Origin of the sequence: Hyalangium versicolor (assembly GCF_020103695.1) — a bacterium.
GTDB classification, from domain to species: domain Bacteria; phylum Myxococcota; class Myxococcia; order Myxococcales; family Myxococcaceae; genus Hyalangium; species Hyalangium versicolor.
This window is the reverse complement of the sequence record NZ_JAHXBF010000034.1, coordinates 83,480-103,098: the sequence shown is the minus strand read 5'-3', so window position 1 is coordinate 103,098 and position 19,619 is coordinate 83,480. Positions and strand designations below refer to the sequence as shown.

The window sequence follows — 19,619 nt, the reverse complement described above, 5'->3', positions numbered from 1 at the left end:
TGTGAGGCTCGCCTTCTTTGCGGGGCTCGTGGTGCTGTGCGTGCTCGGGCTCAGCAGCACAGCCATCGGCGTCAGCGACATCTCGTGGGGGACGCTCCTGTCAGCAGAGCCGGGCGGGCAATCCATGCAGTTGCTGCTCGTCAGCAGGCTCCCTCGCACTTTCGCGATCGTCCTTTCGGGCGCCGCCTTGGGCATGGCCGGCTTGATCATGCAGATGATCGCCCGCAACCGCTTCGTGGAGCCCTCCACCGCCGGGACCTCGGAGTCGGCGAGCCTCGGCGTTCTGGCGATCACCCTCGTGGCCCCGGACGCGTCGCTCTTCTCGAAGATGGTGTGTGCGGCGAGCTTCGCGCTGGCCGGCACCACGGTATTCCTGCTGATCCTGCGGAGGATCCCCCTGCGCTCGGCGCTGGTGGTTCCCCTGCTCGGATTGATCCTGGGCAGCGTGATCGACTCCGTCACCACCTTCTTCGCCTACCGCTTCGACCTCCTGCAGTCGCTCTCCGCGTGGACCGTGGGAGACTTCTCCAGCGTGCTGAGGGGCCGTTATGAGCTCCTCTGGGGGGCTTTCGCGCTCACCGCGCTGGCGTACCTTGCCGCAGATCGCTTCACCCTCGCGGGGATGGGCGAAGCCTTCGCGACGAACCTTGGCCTCGATTATCGCAAGGTGGTCATGTTGGGCTTGGTCATCGTGTCGATGGTGACCGCGGCCGTGGTGGTGACGGTGGGGATGATCCCCTTCCTGGGAATGGTGGTCCCCAACATCGTCAGCATGGCCTTCGGCGACAATGCGCGCCGCTCGCTGCCCTGGGTTGCGCTGCTCGGAGCCATCTTCGTCCTGGCCTGCGACATCGTTGGCCGGGTCGTTCGTGCTCCCTATGAGATTCCGGTGGGGATGATCGCCGGAGTGCTGGGCAGTGCGCTCTTCCTCGTCCTTCTGCGGAAGCGAGCGGCTCGTGCTTCCTGAGGAGCGCCTCGCGGGTACGCGCGCGACCGTGCTGCTCCTGGCCGTGGTGGCGGTTTGCTGCCTCGCTGTCTTCATGACTGTTGGCGCGAATGGCCAGTGGGACTTCGTGCTCCCTTTCCGGGCCCGCAAGGCGGCCACGATGGCGCTCGTGGGTTTCGCGGTGGCTGTGTCGACGGTGCTCTTCCAGACCATCACCCAGAATCGCATCTTGACGCCAGCGATCATGGGCTTCGACTCGTTCTACGTGCTGCTGCATACCGTGCTGCTGTTCATGCTGGGCTCGAGCACCCTCGCCAAGGTCGATCCCCGCCTCCTGTTCGTGCTCCACGTGGGGTTGATGCTGGCCTTCACGGCGGTGCTCAGGCGCTGGTTCTTCTCCGGCACGCGCCACCACCTGGAACTGCTGGGCCTCGCGGGCATCGTCGTGGGCATCCTGTTCCGCAACGCCTCGGCCTTTCTCCAGCGGCTCATCGATCCCAACGAGTTCGTCTTCCTCCAGGATCGTTTCTTCGCCACCTTCAACAATCCAGATCAGGGCCTGCTCCTCGTCTCTGGCGTGGTGACGCTCGGGGTGTCCCTCTACGGGGTGCGCCTGCTGCCTGCCTGCGACGCCCTGGTCCTGGGACGCGAGGCTGCGATCAGCGTGGGCGTCAGCCACGATCGTGTCGTGGCGCGCGTCCTGATGCTGGTGACGCTCCTGGTCTCGATTTCGACGGCGCTGGTGGGCCCGGTGACCTTCTTTGGGCTGCTGGTGGCCAACCTCGCCTACGTGATGCTGCGCACCTACCGTCATGCGCTGCTCCTGCCAGGAGTGGCACTGCTCGCCGTGAGCCTGCTCCTGATCGGGCAGGTCATCCTGGAGCGGGTCCTCGGGTTCGACGCGAGCCTGCGCGTGGTCATTGAGTTCTTCGGAGGCGTGGCCTTCATCGTGCTGATGTTGAAAGGAGCCAAGACATGATCGAGGCGAGCCGGGTCACGAAGCGCTACGGCGAGTCCATCGTCGTCGACGACGTGAGCATCACGCTGCCCGAGAAAGGGGTCACGTCGATCATCGGCCCCAACGGCGCCGGGAAGTCGACGTTCCTGTCGATGGTCAGCAGGCTCCTCCCCATGTCGGCCGGCGCGGTGCATGTCGATGGAATGGATGTGGTTTCCACTCCGAGCGAGGAGCTGGCCCGGCGGTTGGCCATCCTCCGGCAAGACAACCATGTCTCGGCACGGCTGACGGTGCGCGAACTCGTGACCTTCGGACGCTATCCCCATACTCGAGGGAGGACGCTCGAATCGGACCGTGAGCATGTCGAACGTGCCATCACGCACCTGGATCTGGGCGCCCTGGCGGAGCGCTACCTCGATGAACTCTCCGGGGGCCAGCGGCAACGGGCATTCGTCGCGATGGTCTTGTGCCAGGACACCCACTACGTGCTCCTCGACGAGCCCCTCAACAGCCTGGACCTGCGGCACGCCGTCTCGATGATGAAACTGCTCCGGCGCGCGGCGGACGCATTGGGCAAGAGCGTGGTGGCTGTCCTTCATGACATCAACTTTGCGTCCTGTTACTCGGATCACATCATCGCGATGCGGAACGGCAAGGTCGCGTTCCAGGGGAGCCCCTCGCAGATCATCCGGCCCGAGGTGCTCCGCGAGGTGTATGAGCTCGACATTGATGTACACGCCATCAATGGACGTTCGATCGCGACGTATTACACGGAGTGAGGGGAACCTTCCACCCATTCCCGGTGTTTAGAACATCCCGCGCAGCATCTTGGACTGGGCGAAGGCAGCCATCTGCTGGGCATTGAACCGGCCCTCCGCCACATCCCCCACGACATCAGCGCTCTTGCGCACGGTGTCGACCATGTCCGCGAGCTTGCTCACGCTGGGCGCCGCCCCGAACATCGAGGCCACACCGCCCAGCGGCCCGCCGGCCACCATGGACAGTGCATGATTGAGGAACTTGTCAGCGAACGGCTTGGCCAGCTGGCCGATGCCGAAGGGCATCCGAGAGAGCGCCTTGCCCACCAGGTCCTTGATGGGCGACGTCAGCGCGCTGAGCCCCTTCTCGACGAAGCCGGAGACCTTGCCCAGAGCGCTCGAGATCTGGCCTGCCGCCGCGCTCACTCCGCGCGCGACGCTGCCCACGGCCTTGCCAATCCCGCTCATCGCATTGCCAATGGCCTTGCCGATTCCGCCCAGAGCGCCGCTGATCCCGTTCGCAGCCTTGCCGGCCGTGCTGGTGCCCTTGCTCGCGCTGGTACCCTTGCTTGCGCCGGTACCGCTTGAACCCCTGCTCGCACCGCTCGAACCCCTGCTGCTTCCATTGGACCCGCTTGCTCCGCCGACCGACATGGGCTGACCTCTGGGCTGTCCCGGTGCGCTCCGGAGGATTTTTGGAATGGCACCGGAAGGTGGGGAATACAGAGGGATTATCAGCCCATGTGCGCAGCAGTTGCGTCGGAACTACACGCGATCAGGTCCTCCCTTGGGGATGTGCTTGAGCAGGGCCTGGCTCTTCTCATCCTGCGCAGCCACGGGCTTCTGGTTCTCGTCGCCTCGAAGCGAGGGCTTGCCGGTAGCCTCCTGCGCGGGCTCATACCCGGTCTTGTAGGAGGAGGGCTCGCCCAGGCCTAGCTCTCCTCGGACACCGGCGAGGAAGAAGCCGGCGACCTTCTCGGCGCTGGGAGGGTTGTAACCGGCCTCGCGCAGCTCCTCGTCCGAGGCCACCAGAAGCTGGGGCTCCTTGTCCGGGTTGCGGGCATAGTCGAGCACCAGCTCCACATAGTCTTCCAACCTCATGTCCAGCGATTGGGCGATGCGCTGGGTGTCGGGATCCGCAAGGAGCTCGGCGCGTACGTTCTCCAGGGAGCGCTTCAGGGAGGGCTTGTGCTCGGACATGGGGCTCCCAGGAACAGCGGTGAGGGGACGAGCCAGAACCCTACTCAGACACGAGCGGTTCAGGGAACAGGCCGATAACCCTGGGCTGCCTGGCGGGCCTGTCAGCTCATCCAACTCGGCCCGTGGTAATCTGAGAGCGCCGCTCGCGGGACTGCGATGCGACTTCCGAACCGAGCCTTTGTAGCTTGACTAGCTGGTCGTGTCCTCACTCCCCGAGCGGCGCTCGTGCCCACCTGAATCCCTTGGGCTCTGGGAGGTCGTCTTGAAGGAGCTGGCAGGCGCGCTGCGGGCCGAACAGGTCGCACGCGAGGATCTGGTGATGTTCGTCAACGCGTGCTTCTCCTGCACGGGGCAGCACGAGTTCTACAATGACGCGCACGGTCAGGCTGTCTCCATCGAGTTCCTGCACGAGTACATCCTGGGCAACTACCGCCGGCTCTACACCCGCACGCTGGCGGCGGGCATCAACCACTTCAACCGGGCGCAGATCGTCCTCAACCTGCTGGCGACCGGCCGTGACACGCCGCCAGCGGACCGGCGCGAGGAGGGGGCGCTGATCGCGGCCACGCTCCGCGCGCTGCCGCCTCCGCGGGCCTACCGAGTGCTGGAGCTGCTGCGCTCGCGGCGCATCAACAACCGCCGTTCGCGCGCGATCGTCCGCGAGTACCTCGCGGGGCGGCCGGACCTGGACTTCGACGCGGTGAAGTATCGCTCCAAGCTGCGCTCGGCGGTGGTGCACTCGCACCTGAAGCTCGACGGCGAGCGAGGCCCATTCCTGTTCCACGGCTGGCGCAAGCGCGTGTACACCCGCCCGCTGCTGGAGAAGTTCCGTCAGGCCCACTACACCCAGGAGGCGCTCTTCGAGCTGCCTTTCACCATCGCCGAGGGGTTGGCCTACAAGCACGGCATCCCCCGGGCGGTGTTCCTCGAGCGCATCGACCCGCGCCTCACCCAGGCCGAGCGGCTCCGCTTGCAGGGGGCTGCCGCGCGCGCGGATGGTGTGGAGCTCTCCGTGGAGCTGTCGCGGGTGCCGCTCACCCGGCTGGCGTTGTACGCGCTGTCGCTCTCACCGCAGGCACGGCAGGAGCGGCGGGAGGAGTTGCACGCCGCGCTCGGGCAGGCCGCGGCGCGGACGTTGGGGAGGGCTCCGATCGCCCTGGGCCGGGTTGCCGCGGTGCTGGACAACAGCTACTCCAGCTCGGGCTCCCGCGAGAAGCGCCGCCGCCCGTACGGAGTGGCGCTGGCCGCGCACTACCTGCTGGGCGCTGCCGCTCGGGAGTACCGCGCCTTCTGGACGACGCCTGTCGCGGATCCACTCCTGGACAGGCCGCGCGGGCAGACGGATCTGGCCACGCCGCTGCTCGACGCACTGGAGTGGGGGGCAGAGCTGGTGGTCGTCGTCTCCGACGGCTACGACAACGGGCCTCCCAACGCGGTGGCGGATCTCACCCGAATCTTCCGCACGAAGCTGGATCCCAAGCGCCGCACGTCCCTCATTCACGCCAACCCCGTGTTCGACTCGGAGCTGTTCGCTCCCCGAGGGCTCGGGGCCAGCGTGCCCACGGTGGGAGTGCGGGACGCGGAGGATCTGCCGACGGTGCTCGGCTTCGCGCGGTTCGCCGAAGGCGCGGCCCCGCTGTCCGAGCTGGAGCATTACCTGGCTGCACGCGTGCGTGGCCTGCTCGAACGCGATGCGCGCAAGCGGGGAGTGCCCTCGCCGTTGGCCTCCGAGGTTTCGCCGCAAGCCCTCCCCGAGGAAGAAGAGCCCGCCGAGCCGGAAGAGGAGGTGTGAGATGGGACGCCGCAGCGTGGTGACAAAGCAGATCGGCCTCCAGGGCCTGCGGGTGGCGCCGTCCCAGGTGTTCGGCAACTTCCGGCTGGTGCCCGTCCTGAGGGACACGGTGCGGGGAGACCTGCGCCTGAGCGCACGCAAGTACGGCGATGACCTGGCTGTCGTGTCGCTGGGCGGCGAGCCGATGGCACCTGGGCTCAAGTACGCCGCGTACATCCCGCACGGACTGGTGATGTCCTGGGACAAGCAGCAGGTGGAGGCGTCGGTCGAGACGCAATTGAGCAAGCCTGACGGCAAGCAGTTGAAGGTGGGGCCCTTCTCGGTGCGGGTGCTGCACCGGATGGTGCGCCGCGAGGACCGGCAGCAATTGCGCCTGTTGCCGATGCACCTGGCGATGGAGGGCTTCCTGGCCCTGCACTTCGCGGGGCCGGAGATTGCATGGCATGAGTACTCGCGGGAGTCGCTGTCCACCGGGCTGAGTCCGCGCATCGAGCAGTCGGTGCCGGGCTGGGCCAACGCGGCGTTCGCGCAGGCGCTGCGGATGTTCGAGATCCATGAGCAACAGGTGGGCGTGCTCATCTACCGGGCGGATGTGCTGCTGTCGGCCTTCATCCTGTCGCACCCCGAGGATTACCGCGTGCTGCACCGGACCCTGCTGGAGGACTTCTACGGCGAGCTGCTGCTGCAGTATGGCTTCCTGGAGAAGGTCGAGCCGTTGGGAGGCTCCATGGATGCGCGGCGGGTGTCCTCGCTGAAGGACCTGCGGGCCGAGGTGGAGCGCCTGCGCCAGGACTGGGCGGACTTCCTCCAGGAGGTGATGGGAGGGGGCTTGCTGCGGACGCACGTCTCCGCCACGCCTGTGTATGAGGCGGGGCCGTTCACCCTGGAGCGCTTCGTCACCAGCCTGGAGCCGTCGGCGGAGAATCACATCGGCGAGATGATCCTCCGGGAGGAGGACGGCACGATCGAGTACCTCAAGACGTACCGTTTGTCGGCGGCACAGACGCGGCGGGCCTATCTGCTCAAGCAGCTGGCTGCGGCGGGGTGGAACCTCGACGATGCGGCGCGCAACCTGAAGACCACGAAGCCTGAGCTGATCGTGCGCATCCACAATGCCGGCTTCGAGCACCTGCTCAAGCCCGAGGTGCTGGAGAAGGCCCTTCGCCAGCACTCCCGGCGCTGACAGGAGTGTGCGGCGAGGGCTGGCGCGGGTGAGGCAGTGCCCACAGTCGCGCAGAACATCGCCGTACTCCGTGATGGGGTGACGAAAGGTAGGGTTCCCTCGGCCTGGGGAGCGTTTCATCAGGCGGGCAGAGAGAGTTGAGGAAAAACTCCACACCGGAAGAAGCCGATAGTCATGAATTCAATGGGTTCCCCGTGGCACGGCGGATGCTCTCTTCCTCCACGACGCGGCCGCATCTCGCGCCGTGTTTGCCCCCGTGGAGATTCCCGTCATGAAGAAGCTCATCGTCGCCGCCCTTCTGATGTCCGCTCCTGCGTTTGCCACCAAGCCCGCCGAGGCCAAGAAGCCTGCGGCCGAGGCCAAGCCCGAGGCCAAGGCCGAGGAGAAGAAGGAGGCCAAGACCGAGGCGAAGACCGAGAAGAAGGACGAGGCCCCGAAGGCCGCGGCCGAGACCAAGTAGTTCCCGCGCTCCCTCTGGGAGTGACATGGGGGCGTCCTCCCGAGGGAGGGCGTCCCCTTTGTGTTTTTCTGGGGTGTAGAATCTCGCGAAGGTCTGCGGCGGGTCTTCTGCAGACTCGCCGCGGTTCTAGCGAGGCGGGGGACCGTGCAGAAAGCAGCCAAGAACCTTGTAACCCTTCTCGTGCTCGTCCTCGTCGCCCTCGTCATCTACATCGCGGCGAAGGTGGTGCCCTTCTACGTGGACAACATGGATGTGGAGGAGGCGGTGAGCGCCAGCTTCACCCTCGCCGGCCAGACGCAGAACGACGGCGCGCTGCGTGCGGAGATCCGCTCACGCACCACCCGGATGGGCACCCATGTGGAGACGGACAGTTGGGGGGTCGACCACGTCGTTCCAGGTCTGGGGCTGACGGACGATCAGATCGATATCGAGCGCAGCCGCGTCTACGATGACGTGCGCATCCAGGTGACCTACCAGCGCGAGGTGGACTTCGCGCTCTTCAACCACACCCACGTCCTCGAGTTCCGCGTCGTCAGGGAGGGCGTGCCCCCGCGCTGAGCTCAGCAGGGCAGCCGCAGCACCTGGATCTGACGGGGCGTGTGCTAGATCCGCAGGCATGGCACACCCCGTGGCGATGGCGCTCCTGGCCCTGTCCTTGAACAGCACCCCACCCGAGCCTCCCTCTCATGAGGCAGCGGATCTCAAGGTGATCCGGCAGAACACATCCCAGGTCCAGGGTTGCTACGAGAGAGCGCGCGCCAAGTCCTCCAGGACCCAGGGCGAAGTGATCGTGGAGTGGGACATCACGACTTGGGGCGGCGTCGACAAGGCGCGGGTCACGAGCAACACGACAGGCGACAAGGAACTGGCCGACTGCCTCCTCCAGGCCGTGAAGACCTGGCAGTTCGAGGCCCGGGAGTCAGACGCTCCCACGCACATGAGCCACCCCTTCCGGCTGCTGGTTGCTCAGTAGGGAACTTGCCGAGGCTCTTCGCCAGCTCGCCACCCGCCAAGGGAGGACACATGAGCGTGCCGCCGGACAGAAGCGCCGCCGAGCCTGTGTCATTGCTGCGGCTCATCTGGCGCTCCTATCTCACGAGCGCGCTCGCCCCGGTCTTCTTCATCGAGCTGGCACTCATTGCCGCCTACTTCATCACCAACAGCGTCATCCGCGAGCAGAACATCACCACCCTGCAACGGCTGGCCACCGAGCAGCTCCAGGACATTGCCCAGCAGCATGCCGAGCACATTGGCTCACAGCTCGCGTCGGTGACCTATAACGTGGACCTGTTGCGCCGCCATGCCGAGCGGGCCTTCGTGACGCCGTTCGTCCCGGATGCCGAGGAGCGCTCGCGCTATCTCCTCTCCGAGGAGGGCGGTGCGTTCTACACGAATCGTGCGCTCCCCGGCCGGGCCGCGCTCATCTACACCCGGCCTGGCCGAATCACCGAGTCCGAGCAGGCTCGCGCACTGCAACTGGCACAGTTGGATCCCTTGCTCGAGAGCATGGTGGAGACGCATCCGCTGATCTCCCAAGCCTATCTCGACACCGCGGATCACATGACGCGGCTCTATCCGTATCGGGAATACCAGGAGGTCATCGCGGCGTCAGGCCCGGGCTACGACTTCTCCGTGTTCGCCTACTATTACCAGGCAGACGCGAAGCACAATCCGGACGGCAAGGTCGTCTGGACGGACGTGCACGTCGACACTTCGGGCAAGGGGTGGTTGGTGACGGCCACAGCTCCGGTCTACCCCAGGGGCGGCGATCGCATGGAAGGGGTGGTGGGCCTGGATGTCCCCATCAAACGCTTCAGAGAGCAGGTGCTCCACCTCCAGTTGCCATGGAATGGCTACGGGATGCTGATAGGGCAGGGCGGCACTATCATCGCACTGCCCGGACAGGCAGAGCCGGACTGGGGGCTGAAGGAGCTCACCGACTACGCCTACCAGAAGCCCATCGAGCAGGACATCTTCAAGCCCGACACGTTCAATCTGCTCAAGCGCGAGGACAGTCGTGCCCTCGGCGAGAAGATGGCGTCCGTGCAGCACGGGGTCGAGCCTGTCACCTTGGCAGGGCGCAGCAAGCAAGTGGCCTGGGCCACCGTGAAGGGCACGGGCTGGAGATTGCTGGTCGTCGTGGACGAGGCGGACATCCTCGCGGAGGCTTATGCGCTCAACAGGCGCGTCCTCCACGTGGGCCTGGGGCTGGTCGCCGGGCTGATCCTCTTCTATGCCCTGTTCTTCTCGTGGCTCTACCGGAAGGTGCGCCGGATGAGCAGCCTGCTGGCCGAGCCTCTGCTGGATCTGGGCGCGATGATGCAGCGGATTGGCCAGGGTGAGTACGCGCAGCCTCGGCCGGCCTATCCCATCATCGAACTGCAGCGTACCGGTGAGGGGCTGGTCCAGATGGGACAGTCCCTGGGGCAGAGCAACACCTCTCTGCAGCAGGCCCGCGAGGACCTGGAGCAGCTCAACCTGAAGCTGGAGGACCGCATCCAGCACCGCACCCGCGAGCTGGAGTTGGCCAACGCTGCGCTCCACCAGGAGAACACGGTCAATCAGTCCCTCATCCAGGAACTGCAGCGCACGCAGAATCAGCTCGTCCAGTCAGAGAAGCTGGCGTCCCTGGCCCAGCTCACCTCAGGCATTGCGCACGAGCTCAAGAACCCGCTCAATTTCATCAACAACCTGTCCGAGGCCAGCATCGAGCTGTCGCAGGAACTGGAGCGGACCCTGAAGGAACAACCCCAGACGCTCCTGTGCGAGGTCCAGGACATCATCGCGGACTTCAAGCAGAACGCGGCCACCGTCTACCAGCACGGTGTGCGGGCGGACCACATCATCCGGAGCATGATGGAGCACACCCGGCGCCGCTCCGGGGCGCTCGAGCCCACGGACGTCAACCCGCTCATGGAGCATTACCTGAAGCTGACCTACTACGGGGAGCAGGCCCGCAATCCGGAGCTGGAAGTGACGTTCGTGCAGGAGTTCGATGCGGGGGTGGGGATGGTATTGGCGATGCCTCAGGAGCTGGGCCGCGTGCTCCAGAACCTCATCCACAACGCCATCGATGCGGTGTCGATGAAGCAGAGCGAAGGCTCCCAAGGCTATGTCCCCACCATCACCCTGCGCACCTGCCGTGAGAGCGCCCATGTTCTCCTCCAGGTAGACGACAACGGGCCTGGCATCCCGAAGGACATCCAGGGCCGCATCTTCGAGCCCTTCTTCACCACGAAGCCACCAGGCGGCGGTAATACCGGCCTGGGCCTGTCGCTGAGCTACGACATCGTCAAGCTCCATGGAGGGAGCCTCATGGTGGAGAGCGAGTGGGGCCAATACACGCGCTTCACAGTGCGGCTCCCCGCAGTCGACAGTCTCCAGGCCCTCACCGCGGGATAGCGCGGTGCGTGCGCTCAAGCCGCGGAGACCAGGTTGAGCGCGGAGCCTGCTCGGAACCAGTGCAGCTGGGAATTGCTGTAGCTGTGCTCGAGCAGGAGCGTCTCCACTCTGCCGTCACCGTGCACCACCCTGCACTCGACGGGCTTGCCGGCTGCGAGGTGGGAGAGGTCGAGCAGGCTGATGCGGTCGCCCTCCGAGATGCGCTCGTAGTCGTTCGGGTCCGCGAAGGTCAGGGCGAGCACTCCTTGTTTCTTCAGGTTGGATTCATGGATGCGCGCGAAGCTGCGGGCGATGATCGCCACGCCTCCGAGGAGACGGACGGAGAGCGCGGCGTGCTCCCGGCTGCTGCCTTCACCGTAGTTCGCGTCTCCGATGACGATCCATTTCATGCCTTCGGCCCGGTAGTGCCGGGCGGCTTGGGCCACAGGCTGCGATTGTCCCGTGAGGGCGTTCCGAGTGGTGCCCCGTTCGCCCGAGAAGGCGTTCCGGGCCCCTGACAGCAGGTTGTCGCTGAAGCGATCCAGGTGCCCGCGGTACTTGAGCCATGCCCCCGCGGGGGAGATCTGATCGGTGGTGGTCTTGCCTTGCGTCTTGATCAGCACCGGCATCCCCTGGAAGTCCTGGCCGTCCCACGCGGGCCAGGGCTGGAGCGCCTGCAGGCGCTCGCTGCTCGAAGCAATCTCGATCCGGATCTGGCTGCCATCCTCGGGCGGAGACACCAGGAATGCGCCTGCGCGCTCGAAGGGATGGGCTGGGACTTCGGGTGCATTGCCAGGAGGACTGAGCCGGAAGGGCGTGCCATCCGCTGCCTTCAGGAAGTCGGTGAGCGGATTGAAGGAGAGCCTGCCCGCCAACGCCATCGCGGTGATGATCTCGGGGCTGGCGATGAAGTTCATCGTCTCGGGGCGCCCGTCGTTGCGGCCCGCGAAGTTGCGGTTGTACGACGTGACGATGGTGTTGGCGCCCTGCGCTGGGGCGACATCCCGCCGCCACTGCCCGATGCAGGGCCCGCAGGCGTTGGCCAGCACTCGGCCACCGAGCGCCTCCAGCTTCGCCAGTTGTCCGTCTCGCGCCAGCGTCGCTCGGACCCGCTCCGAGCCCGGTGTGACGAAGAAGGGCACGCTCGTCCTCAGGCCATGGGAGAGGGCCTGCTCCGCCACCGCCGCTGCCCGGCTCATGTCCTGATAGGAGGAGTTCGTGCAGCTGCCAATGAGCGCCGCGGCGAGCGCGTCACAGATGGCTCCGGATGACTCGGCCACCTCCTTGGCAAGCTGGGAGATGGGCCTGGCACGGTCAGGAGAGTGCGGGCCCACGACATGCGGCTCGAGGCTCGAGAGGTCGACCTCCAGGACCCGATCGTAGAAGCGAGCAGGTTCCGCTTCGACCTCGGGATCCGGGGCGAGCAATCCGCTGTAGCGTTCGATCCAGGGCACCAGCTCGGAGCGGCCGGTGGCGGCCAGGTAGCGCGCCATCGCCTCGTCGGCGGGGAACACGGAGGTGGTGGCGCCGAGCTCCGCGCCCATGTTGGTGATGGAGGCCTTCCCGGTGGCGCTGAGCGTCCGTGCGCCCGGTCCGATGTACTCGATGATGCTGTGGGTGGCTCCCGAGACCGTGAGCTTTCCAGCGACGTGGAGGATGACATCCTTGGGCGCCGTCCAGCCGTTCAGCTGGCCCGTGAGGTAGACGGCGATGCGCTTCGGGTAGCGCAGCTCCCACGGGAGCCCGGCCATCACCTCCACCGCATCCGCGCCGCCGACTCCGACCGCGCAGGCTCCCAGGCCGCCCGCGTTGGGGGTATGCGAGTCGGTCCCCAGGATGAGCTGGCCGGGGAACGCATAGCTCTCGAGCACCACCTGGTGGATGATGCCCGCGCCTGGAGCCCAGAAGTCCGCGCCGTGGCGTGCGGCCGCCGAGCGCAGGAAGGCGTAGATCTCCTCGTTCTCATTCAAGGACTCCTGGAGGTCTCGCGCCGCCGCGACGCGTGCCTGGATCAGGTGGTCGCAGTGCACGCTGGTGGGCACCGCCACCCGTCCCCGGCGAGTCTGCGCCAGTTGGAGGAAGGCCGTCTGCCCCAGTACGTCCTGGAGGACCACGCGGTCCGGGCGCAGGGAGAGATTGCTGCGTCCTGGTTCCAGCGATGCGTGCGCCGGGTCCTCCAGGTGGCCGAGCAAGATCTTGTCGGCCAGCGTGAGCGGCCGGCCAAGCCGACCACGCACTACAGCGAGGTTCGCCTCCATCTTCGCGTAGAGCTCCTGGGCCATTCGGTGGGTCGCTTCGACAGCGGTCATGGGCTTCCTCCTCAATGAGATGGGAAGACCGTAACCGTGGAATGGGATGAATGGATGGCATACAATCAAGTATGCTCAGGAATATATTGGATGGGATCGAAGCGCTGGCGACGCTCGAGCGGTTCGGGACCGTCAGCGAGGCGGCGACCCGATTGCGGCTGACCCAGTCCGCGGTGAGCAAGCGGCTCCAGGCGCTTCAGCGAAGCGTCGGGTTCCGGGTCGTCGAACCCGAGGGCCGCCGGCTGCGGCTCACGGCGGAGGCCCTCGAACTCCTCGAACGCGCCCGGCCCCTGCTGGCCGAGCTGCGCGCGCTGGCATCTCCGAGCAAGGCCGAGATGGGCTCTAGCTTTTCCCTGGCGCTCGCGGACTCGATCGCCGCGTCCTGGGGCCCGGCGGTGGTGGCGAAGGCGCTGAGCGAGCTGAGCGACGTACAGGTCTCGCTGCACGCCCACCGGAGCGTCCTGCTGATGGAGAGCGTGCGGCTCGGCCGGTATCAGGTCGGGCTGAGCACTGAGGCACCAACCCCCCCCGACGTGCTGCACTATCCCGTGACGGAGGAGCCGATGGTCCACATCTACTCCAGCCTCGGCGCGAAGCCCGGCAAGGCGGCGCCCCTCATCACCATCGAGCCCGGGTCCGCGACCTGGCGAGCCATCGAGGCGCAGCTGCGCCAGCACCAGCCGGAGCTGCTCAGGCGGGCGCTCGTTCCCGTGGAGTCCTTCAGCGCCGCGCTCCAGATGGTGAAGGCTGGATTCGGAGATGGGTTGGCACCGCTCGGACTGGCCCTGGAGATGCGCCTTCCCCGGAGTTCCTACCGCGAACTTCCCGGGGTCCGGCGGCGGGTGTCCCTGCTCACGCGCAAGACGGTGCACCACCTGGCGAGCTTCGGCCGCCTCCGGGATGGGATCATCGCCGCCGCCGCGGAGTATTTCTCGAAGCGCCGCACCTGGGGGTAACCCTCGGTTGCATCCGTTGGGGGAGCCTCCGGTTGCATCAACTTGGGGGAACCCCTGAGCTCATCTTTTTGTATTCATGGGCCATTTGAAATTTTGTGTTATTTCTGAAGTTGCGGATAAGTACCGCCTGGACGGTTTTGCTTTGATTGCTTGATTTCATGGCCTGTAATCACTAACAGTAAGTGCGGCTGTGAGACTGGTTTCGAGCTGCTCTTTCCCTTCGTCCAGGAGGTCGTACATGAGTCCGAGCATGCGAGTGTTTGCGGTGTCCCTCTCTCTGCTGGCCGCGGCGTGCGGTGCTGGCGAGGAGGTGCTGGAGTCATCGGAGCTCCGCACCCAGGAGTCACGCCTCTCCATCACTGTCGAGGATCAGGTGGTGGCGCGACTGAAGAGCAGCACCGGAGCGCAATACAGCTATGGCGAGTACCTGCCGCCGGGCTACCTGACGTCGACCACGAACTATCCGGTGATCATCCACCTGAACGGAATGAGCGAGTTCGGTACGTCCACCACCGAGGCGGCCCTGCTGGGCGTCGTGACGCGCCACGGAGCGATGAAGAAGATCTACAACACGAGCGCGGGGAAGACCTGGTTCGGTCAGCATCAGGTGATGGTCTTCACGCCGCAGGCTCCCACGAACTGGGTGCCGGCCGAGCTGAATACGTTCCTCGACTTCATCATCGCCAACTACCGCGTGGACACGTCGCGCATCTATCTGACGGGCCTGAGCTACGGGGGCTATGGCAGCTGGACCTACGCCTACGCGTACGGGAGCCGGTTGGCGGCACTGGCGCCCATGGCTACCAACATCGGCGCGCCTGGGCCCACCATCACGCAGTTGCGGAACGTGCCGGTCTGGGCCGTGCACTCGTACAATGATGGCAGCTCGTTCTCGGCGGAGACGTCGTGGATGACGGGCCTGACGAAGAACTATGGGGTGACCCAGCCGGTGAGCGTGCCGACTCCGTCCGCGACGCTGACGTACCTGTTCAGCGCCCCCGCCAAGGCGTGGACCTCGCAGGCGGGCGTGGTGGCGACGGGGGATTCCATCGCGCGGCTCACTGTGATCCCGGGGACCGCGCATGACTGCTGGACCCAGATTTATGACAACTATGATTTCTGGAGCTGGCTGGTTGCCCAGCAGCGCAGCACGACGCCGTAGCGTTCAGGCTTCGCACGCAGCGTGAAGCGCCGCTCAATTGGCACAGAGCGGGTCGCAAACTTGGTAGTAGGGGAGGGGTCCCGGAAATCGGTCTCCGGGGCATCTTCAACTCCCGAGGTCTTCATGCTTCCGCGTTCTCGCAGCGCAGCCCTGCTCTCCCTCCTGGGGGGCTGCGCACTCCTCTCCTTGGCTGGCTGCTACGACGAGCGGCTCCCAGTGATGGTGCACACCTCACCGCGCACGGTGCGGCTGCTGCAGACCAGCGATCTGCACACCAACATCTTCCCGTGGGACTACTTCACCGGCACAGCGGATGCCTCGCGTGGTCTGGCCAAGGTAGCCACCCTCATCCAGAAGGCGCGGGCGGAGAACCCGGACTGCAACCTGCTCATCGACACCGGGGACACCATCCAGGGCACGCCGCTGGGCACCTACTACGCCCAGGTGGACAACACGCCCAGGCACCCCATGGCCGTGGCCATGAATTCGCTGGGCTATGACGCCATGGCGCTGGGCAACCACGAGTTCAACTACGGGCTCGGTGTCCTCAGCAAGTTCAGGGACGAGGTGCAGTTTCCCATCCTCGGCGCCAACGTGCGCAAGGGCGCTGCCAAGGAAGAGGCCTTCACTCCCTACGTCATCAAGAGCGTGTGCGGCGTGAAGGTGGGCATCCTCGGCCTGGTGACGCCCGGGGTGTCGACGTGGGAGCGCAAGGAGAACATCCCCGACCTGAGCTTCGCTGATCCGCTGGAGACGGCTCGTACCTACGTGCCGAAGATCCGCGCGGCGGGCGCCGACATCGTGGTGGTGGCCATCCACAGCGGCCCGGACAAGCAGCCCACGGGCAGGGCGACGGATCCGGCCTCGTGGCTGGTGGACTACGCCGATGACACCAAGTGGGCCGATCGCGGCAACCTGCCTGGGGAGAACGAGGCGGTGCAGATCGCCCAGCAGGTGGAGGGCATCGACGTGCTGCTCACGGGCCACACCCACCAGCCCATCCCCAAGATGCTGCTGAAGAACACCCAGGGCCAGGACGTGCTGCTCATCCAGCCCAACCGGTGGGGCAGCCACCTGGGCCAGGTGGATCTCTCGCTCGTCTACGACGAAGAGGAAGGCCACTGGAGCGTATCGGCCAAGGACTCCAAGCTGCTCGCGGTGGACGCCACCGTCACCGAGGATCCCCAGGTGACCCAGCTCACCCAGAGCTACCATGACACGACGCTGAACTATGTGAGCGCGAAGCTGGGGAGGACCAGCGCCGCCTTCCCTGGAGGCTACGCCGCCCGCTACGTGGACAGCGCCCTGGCCGATCTGATCAACACCGTCCAGGAGGTGGCCGCCGAGCAGAGTGGCCACCCGGTGGATTTCTCGCTCGCTGCCCTGTTCACGGATGAGGGCCAACTGCCCGCGGGGGACATCTCCCTGCGCGAGGCCTACAGCATCTACGTCTACGACAACACGCTGTACGTAATGGAGATCAACGGCTCCATCTTGCGCCGCGCGCTGGAACTCAACGCCCAGTACTTCGTGCAGTGGAACCCCGCCGCTCCTCCGGATGCCTCCAAGCCGGAGACGGCGAAGCAGTCCAACGCGCAGAACTACAACTGGGACCTCTACTCGCAAATCGAGTACGGGTTCGATGTCACGAAGCCGGCGGGCTCGCGGCTGACACACCTGAGGTTCAAGGGGGTTGATGTCACCGACAGCCAGGTGTTCCACATCGCCATCAACAACTACCGGGCCAGCGGCGGTGGCGGCTACTCCATGTTCAAGGAGGGCAAGGTGCTATGGACCTCGGCCGACGGCGTGCGCGACTACATCGCGCGCTACATCCAGGCTCACCCCAATCTGGATCCGGATGCCGTGAACTCATGCAACTTCACGCTCTCGCCGGATCTCTACGCGTACTTCTTCAAGAGTTCCAGCGGCCGGGTGAAGTGCTCGCCGTAGTCCCTAGCAGACGGTGGCCTGCCGCGAGCATGCGGCAGGCTGCCCCTTGTCTCGATGGTAAGCTGGCGGACTTCACTCCCAGTGTGGCGTGCTATCTTTGGCTCCATGCGTACTGAAGCTGCCCGCGCTCCGCGGACCGGGCGGACTTCCTCTTCGAGTTCGACGCACCGGCCTCGGATGGAAGGGACCTGTCACGCATGGTCATCTCCGGCGAGGGGGGCGTGCTCTTCGTCAAGAAGCGGATCCGCTCAACCACCCTGTTCACCTACGGGCCCTGAGGTTGCGGGTCAGGCATTCGTTCCTACCACTCCGCGGAGAGCCGAAGGCCAGCCAGGAGACTGACGTTCTTCTGAGCCTCTGAGCCTGCGGCCAACGGAACGAGCAGCCGGGCATCCGCGCCGATCCGGAAGATGCGGATTCTCCCGCCCAGCGCAAAGCCGGGCACGGCATCGAGACGGAACGAGTCCCCGAACGAATTGCCGAGCGCACCGCTGACACCGAGCCCCAAGCTGGGTTGAACGTAGAAACTCGGCGTCTGGAATTGATAGCCCCCTGTCGTGGTGAACCCAAGCCGTGTTTCGACCTCGCGGCCCTCGATCTCCTTGGGCGTCGTGATGCCCAGTTCGGTCCCCAGCTCGAACTGGTGGGCACCGCCCCGCCCCGCCAGGATGCGGCCATAACGAAGCGAGAAGTAGCCCTGGCCCTTGTGGGTGACGAACAACCCAAGGCCGAGCTGGTTCGCAGGGTACCGTGCGGTCTCGCGGCGCTTCGCCTCCTGCTCATTCCAGCTCCCGAGCCCGAGATATTCCGTTCGCCCCATGAAATACGCGACACGCAGACTCTCCTCATTGGACTTGTCGCGGATCTCTTCAACGCTCGTGACGAGCGATGCGTACGTCTTGTCCTCATATTCCTTGATGGGGTACCAGCCGGGCCGGCCCTGGACGGACTCGCGCAGCGTGTCGTCCTCCGCCGCCTGCTTGGCGATCCTCTCGTAGGTCTGACGCGTGAAGTAAGCAGTGAACCCTTCGATGGGAATGCGCGTCTGCTCCACGAGCCCCGCAGCCTTGCGGAAATCAGGGTGCGTCACGGTGTGCAGCATCTCGTGGATCGTCGATTTCAGCACATCCCATCGGGCCGCGGCGAGCGCGTCTTCCCGGGTATCTCCCTTGCGAGGAGGCATGACACGCAGCTGGATGAATGCAGTGCCGTCATGTTCGTACGCTGGAAAGTTCAGGATGATGGTGCGCAGATCCTGCTCGCGCTTCGACACGATCTGCTCGCGCGCTCGCTCGAACAGCGCCCGATCCCTGCACGCGGAGCTCTCTCCCGGAGCCGAGCAATCGGCGCGCGTTCCCGAGATGACATGGTGATTGGCCATGATGCTCGCGCCCCTGATCTGCATACGCGACTCGACCCAATCGCGAGCCGCGACCAAGGTTTCAGGCGAGTCCGTGGTGGGGATGATGTGGAGGTTGTCCCGCAGGCGGGCAGTCGGCCCCTTCTGCGGGTTGCGAGACATATAGCGGCTATAATCCTTTCCAACCTCCCGCTCGGCGATATCGGCCACGCTCTGGACATCGCTCTTGCTCTGGACAATCCCCGAGTTCTCCCGAGAGCGGGCTGTTGAAGCGGCTTGAGCGATATACGGATCCAACGCGGCCGCCATCTCTTGAACGAAGCCGTCAGGATCGTCGACAGCGGGAGGCTGTTTTCCTGGCGGCACTGACGACTGCACGGGATTGAGCTTGTCCAGGATGCCGGTGCGTTCCTCCACGGTCGGGTAATGGGCCTTGGCCGTGGGGTCAACGTCTCGTTGCACGAGCTGAGAGGGGACTGGCGTCAGCCCGGAGCGTGCCGCCGAGGGCGATTGTTGCACGACGTGCGTGAGTTCGTGCGAAAGGAGCCGCTTCCCTGCTGTCGTGTTGGGCGCGTATTGGCCTCTGCCAAAGACGATGGTGTTCCCGAGGGTATACGCGCGTGCCTGCACGGTGCTCGCTGCGACCGCTGCCTCACTATCGGAATGCACTCGGACCTGGCTGAAGTCTCGTCCGAAGCGCGGCTCGAAATATGCGCGCACCGCCTCGGGGAGCGGCTCTCCGCCGCGCTCGGCAACATGCACGGCAGCCTTCGTATCCAGTGCTGCGTGGGTGTTGGCCGAGCCGATGGGCCCAGGTTCGGCCATGCGCATCACCTTGTCTGAGACTTCGTCTGCTTCGCGCTCGAGCAGATCCCCCGATGCGTGCTGGAGTTCCTTGCGTTGGAGGAGCTGGGGGAGGACCGGTAACCGAGTAAAGTCGAAATGGGAGTCGAGAGCGGCAGGGCGCTCGACGCCTGGGCCCCACGACGTACCGACACGATGCTCGTTGGCAGGCTGCGGCGGCGAGGATTTCGGGGCAGCCACCTGCGCGGAGGGGAGACGCGGCTTGCGGGCGAGCGTGACCATCGAGACCCCTCATGCATTGAGGAATCCGGATTCTACCAGAAGCGGTGGGGCCCCGCACCGCAGGCGATGGGACGTGCCTGCGGTCTCGGTGGGCATGAGGCCATGCTCTCCAGCG

At 65.6% G+C, this 19,619-nt stretch carries 16 protein-coding genes; 12 read left to right on the top strand and 4 right to left on the bottom strand.

What is annotated here, in order from left to right:
- Window position 1: 1 nt before the first annotated feature.
- From KY501_RS45575 to KY501_RS45565, 3 genes are read left to right on the top strand one after another with little or no spacing between them, the layout of a single operon-like run.
- Complete coding sequence (locus KY501_RS45575; RefSeq protein ID WP_224371075.1) at window positions 2-967, top strand: ABC transporter permease; 966 nt, start codon at window positions 2-4, stop codon at window positions 965-967.
- Window positions 957-1,925, top strand: coding sequence for an iron chelate uptake ABC transporter family permease subunit (locus KY501_RS45570; protein ID WP_224371073.1), 969 nt, complete (start codon window positions 957-959; stop codon window positions 1,923-1,925). The genes KY501_RS45575 and KY501_RS45570 overlap by 11 nt, the downstream gene beginning before the upstream one ends.
- Window positions 1,922-2,683 carry an iron ABC transporter ATP-binding protein gene (locus KY501_RS45565; RefSeq protein ID WP_224371071.1) on the top strand — a complete coding sequence of 254 codons (762 nt, stop codon included), beginning with the start codon at window positions 1,922-1,924 and terminating at the stop codon, window positions 2,681-2,683. The genes KY501_RS45570 and KY501_RS45565 overlap by 4 nt, the downstream gene beginning before the upstream one ends.
- Window positions 2,684-2,710: 27 nt before the next feature.
- Here KY501_RS45565 and KY501_RS45560 read toward each other — a convergent pair whose 3' ends face one another.
- Window positions 2,711-3,316: a hypothetical protein gene (locus KY501_RS45560; RefSeq protein WP_224371069.1), complete on the bottom strand. Its 606-nt coding sequence runs from the start codon at window positions 3,314-3,316 to the stop codon at window positions 2,711-2,713.
- Between the two features lie 111 nt (window positions 3,317-3,427).
- Window positions 3,428-3,862 (bottom strand): hypothetical protein, encoded by a 435-nt coding sequence (locus tag KY501_RS45555; protein WP_224371067.1) that lies wholly within the window; start codon window positions 3,860-3,862, stop codon window positions 3,428-3,430.
- Window positions 3,863-4,124: 262 nt separating this feature from the next.
- Between KY501_RS45555 and KY501_RS45550 the strand changes: the two genes are divergently transcribed.
- From KY501_RS45550 to KY501_RS45525, 6 genes are all read left to right on the top strand, one after another.
- Window positions 4,125-5,654, top strand: coding sequence for a hypothetical protein (locus KY501_RS45550; protein ID WP_304608717.1), 1,530 nt, complete (start codon window positions 4,125-4,127; stop codon window positions 5,652-5,654).
- Window position 5,655: 1 nt separating this feature from the next.
- Window positions 5,656-6,837 carry an ARPP-2 domain-containing protein gene (locus KY501_RS45545; RefSeq protein ID WP_224371065.1) on the top strand — a complete coding sequence of 394 codons (1,182 nt, stop codon included), beginning with the start codon at window positions 5,656-5,658 and terminating at the stop codon, window positions 6,835-6,837.
- Between the two features lie 271 nt (window positions 6,838-7,108).
- Window positions 7,109-7,297 carry a hypothetical protein gene (locus KY501_RS45540; protein ID WP_224371063.1) on the top strand — a complete coding sequence of 63 codons (189 nt, stop codon included), beginning with the start codon at window positions 7,109-7,111 and terminating at the stop codon, window positions 7,295-7,297.
- A gap of 144 nt (window positions 7,298-7,441) precedes the next feature.
- Window positions 7,442-7,855: a hypothetical protein gene (locus KY501_RS45535; protein WP_224371061.1), complete on the top strand. Its 414-nt coding sequence runs from the start codon at window positions 7,442-7,444 to the stop codon at window positions 7,853-7,855.
- Between the two features lie 58 nt (window positions 7,856-7,913).
- Window positions 7,914-8,270 (top strand): AgmX/PglI C-terminal domain-containing protein, encoded by a 357-nt coding sequence (locus KY501_RS45530; protein WP_224371059.1) that lies wholly within the window; start codon window positions 7,914-7,916, stop codon window positions 8,268-8,270.
- A 50-nt stretch (window positions 8,271-8,320) separates the two neighbouring features.
- A complete protein-coding gene (locus KY501_RS45525) occupies window positions 8,321-10,699 on the top strand; it encodes a sensor histidine kinase (protein WP_224371057.1) in 2,379 nt (792 codons plus the stop codon).
- A gap of 14 nt (window positions 10,700-10,713) precedes the next feature.
- Here the strand turns inward: KY501_RS45525 and KY501_RS45520 are convergent, their stop codons facing one another.
- A complete protein-coding gene (locus KY501_RS45520; protein ID WP_224371055.1) occupies window positions 10,714-12,987 on the bottom strand; it encodes an aconitate hydratase in 2,274 nt (757 codons plus the stop codon).
- A 71-nt stretch (window positions 12,988-13,058) separates the two neighbouring features.
- Between KY501_RS45520 and KY501_RS45515 the strand changes: the two genes are divergently transcribed.
- The 3 genes from KY501_RS45515 to KY501_RS45505 all read left to right on the top strand — a co-directional run bounded on the left by KY501_RS45515 (window position 13,059) and on the right by KY501_RS45505 (window position 17,058).
- The gene (locus KY501_RS45515) at window positions 13,059-13,943 is read left to right on the top strand and encodes a LysR family transcriptional regulator (protein WP_224371053.1); all 885 of its coding nucleotides are present in this window, start codon (window positions 13,059-13,061) and stop codon (window positions 13,941-13,943) included.
- Between the two features lie 238 nt (window positions 13,944-14,181).
- On the top strand, window positions 14,182-15,105 hold the full coding sequence (locus tag KY501_RS45510) for a carboxylesterase family protein (protein ID WP_224371051.1): 924 nt from the start codon (window positions 14,182-14,184) through the stop codon (window positions 15,103-15,105).
- Window positions 15,106-15,228: 123 nt separating this feature from the next.
- On the top strand, window positions 15,229-17,058 hold the full coding sequence (locus KY501_RS45505; protein ID WP_224371049.1) for a bifunctional metallophosphatase/5'-nucleotidase: 1,830 nt from the start codon (window positions 15,229-15,231) through the stop codon (window positions 17,056-17,058).
- A 301-nt stretch (window positions 17,059-17,359) separates the two neighbouring features.
- Here KY501_RS45505 and KY501_RS45500 read toward each other — a convergent pair whose 3' ends face one another.
- Entirely contained in the window at window positions 17,360-19,243 is a 1,884-nt protein-coding gene (locus tag KY501_RS45500; protein WP_224371047.1) for an eCIS core domain-containing protein, read from the bottom strand.
- Window positions 19,244-19,619 lie beyond the last annotated feature (376 nt).

Excerpts from the sequence above, each read along its gene's own strand:
- KY501_RS45565 (WP_224371071.1), top strand. The coding sequence starts at position 1,922 with ATGATCGAGGCGAGCCGGGTCACGAAGCGCTACGGCGAGTCCATCGTC.
- KY501_RS45560 (WP_224371069.1), bottom strand. The coding sequence starts at position 3,316 with ATGTCGGTCGGCGGAGCAAGCGGGTCCAATGGAAGCAGCAGGGGTTCG.
- KY501_RS45555 (WP_224371067.1), bottom strand. The coding sequence starts at position 3,862 with ATGTCCGAGCACAAGCCCTCCCTGAAGCGCTCCCTGGAGAACGTACGC.
- KY501_RS45545 (WP_224371065.1), top strand. The coding sequence starts at position 5,656 with ATGGGACGCCGCAGCGTGGTGACAAAGCAGATCGGCCTCCAGGGCCTG.
- KY501_RS45540 (WP_224371063.1), top strand. The coding sequence starts at position 7,109 with ATGAAGAAGCTCATCGTCGCCGCCCTTCTGATGTCCGCTCCTGCGTTT.
- KY501_RS45530 (WP_224371059.1), top strand. The coding sequence starts at position 7,914 with ATGGCACACCCCGTGGCGATGGCGCTCCTGGCCCTGTCCTTGAACAGC.
- KY501_RS45525 (WP_224371057.1), top strand. The coding sequence starts at position 8,321 with ATGAGCGTGCCGCCGGACAGAAGCGCCGCCGAGCCTGTGTCATTGCTG.
- KY501_RS45520 (WP_224371055.1), bottom strand. The coding sequence starts at position 12,987 with ATGACCGCTGTCGAAGCGACCCACCGAATGGCCCAGGAGCTCTACGCG.
- KY501_RS45515 (WP_224371053.1), top strand. The coding sequence starts at position 13,059 with ATGCTCAGGAATATATTGGATGGGATCGAAGCGCTGGCGACGCTCGAG.
- KY501_RS45510 (WP_224371051.1), top strand. The coding sequence starts at position 14,182 with ATGAGTCCGAGCATGCGAGTGTTTGCGGTGTCCCTCTCTCTGCTGGCC.
- KY501_RS45505 (WP_224371049.1), top strand. The coding sequence starts at position 15,229 with ATGCTTCCGCGTTCTCGCAGCGCAGCCCTGCTCTCCCTCCTGGGGGGC.
- KY501_RS45500 (WP_224371047.1), bottom strand. The coding sequence starts at position 19,243 with ATGGCCGAACCTGGGCCCATCGGCTCGGCCAACACCCACGCAGCACTG.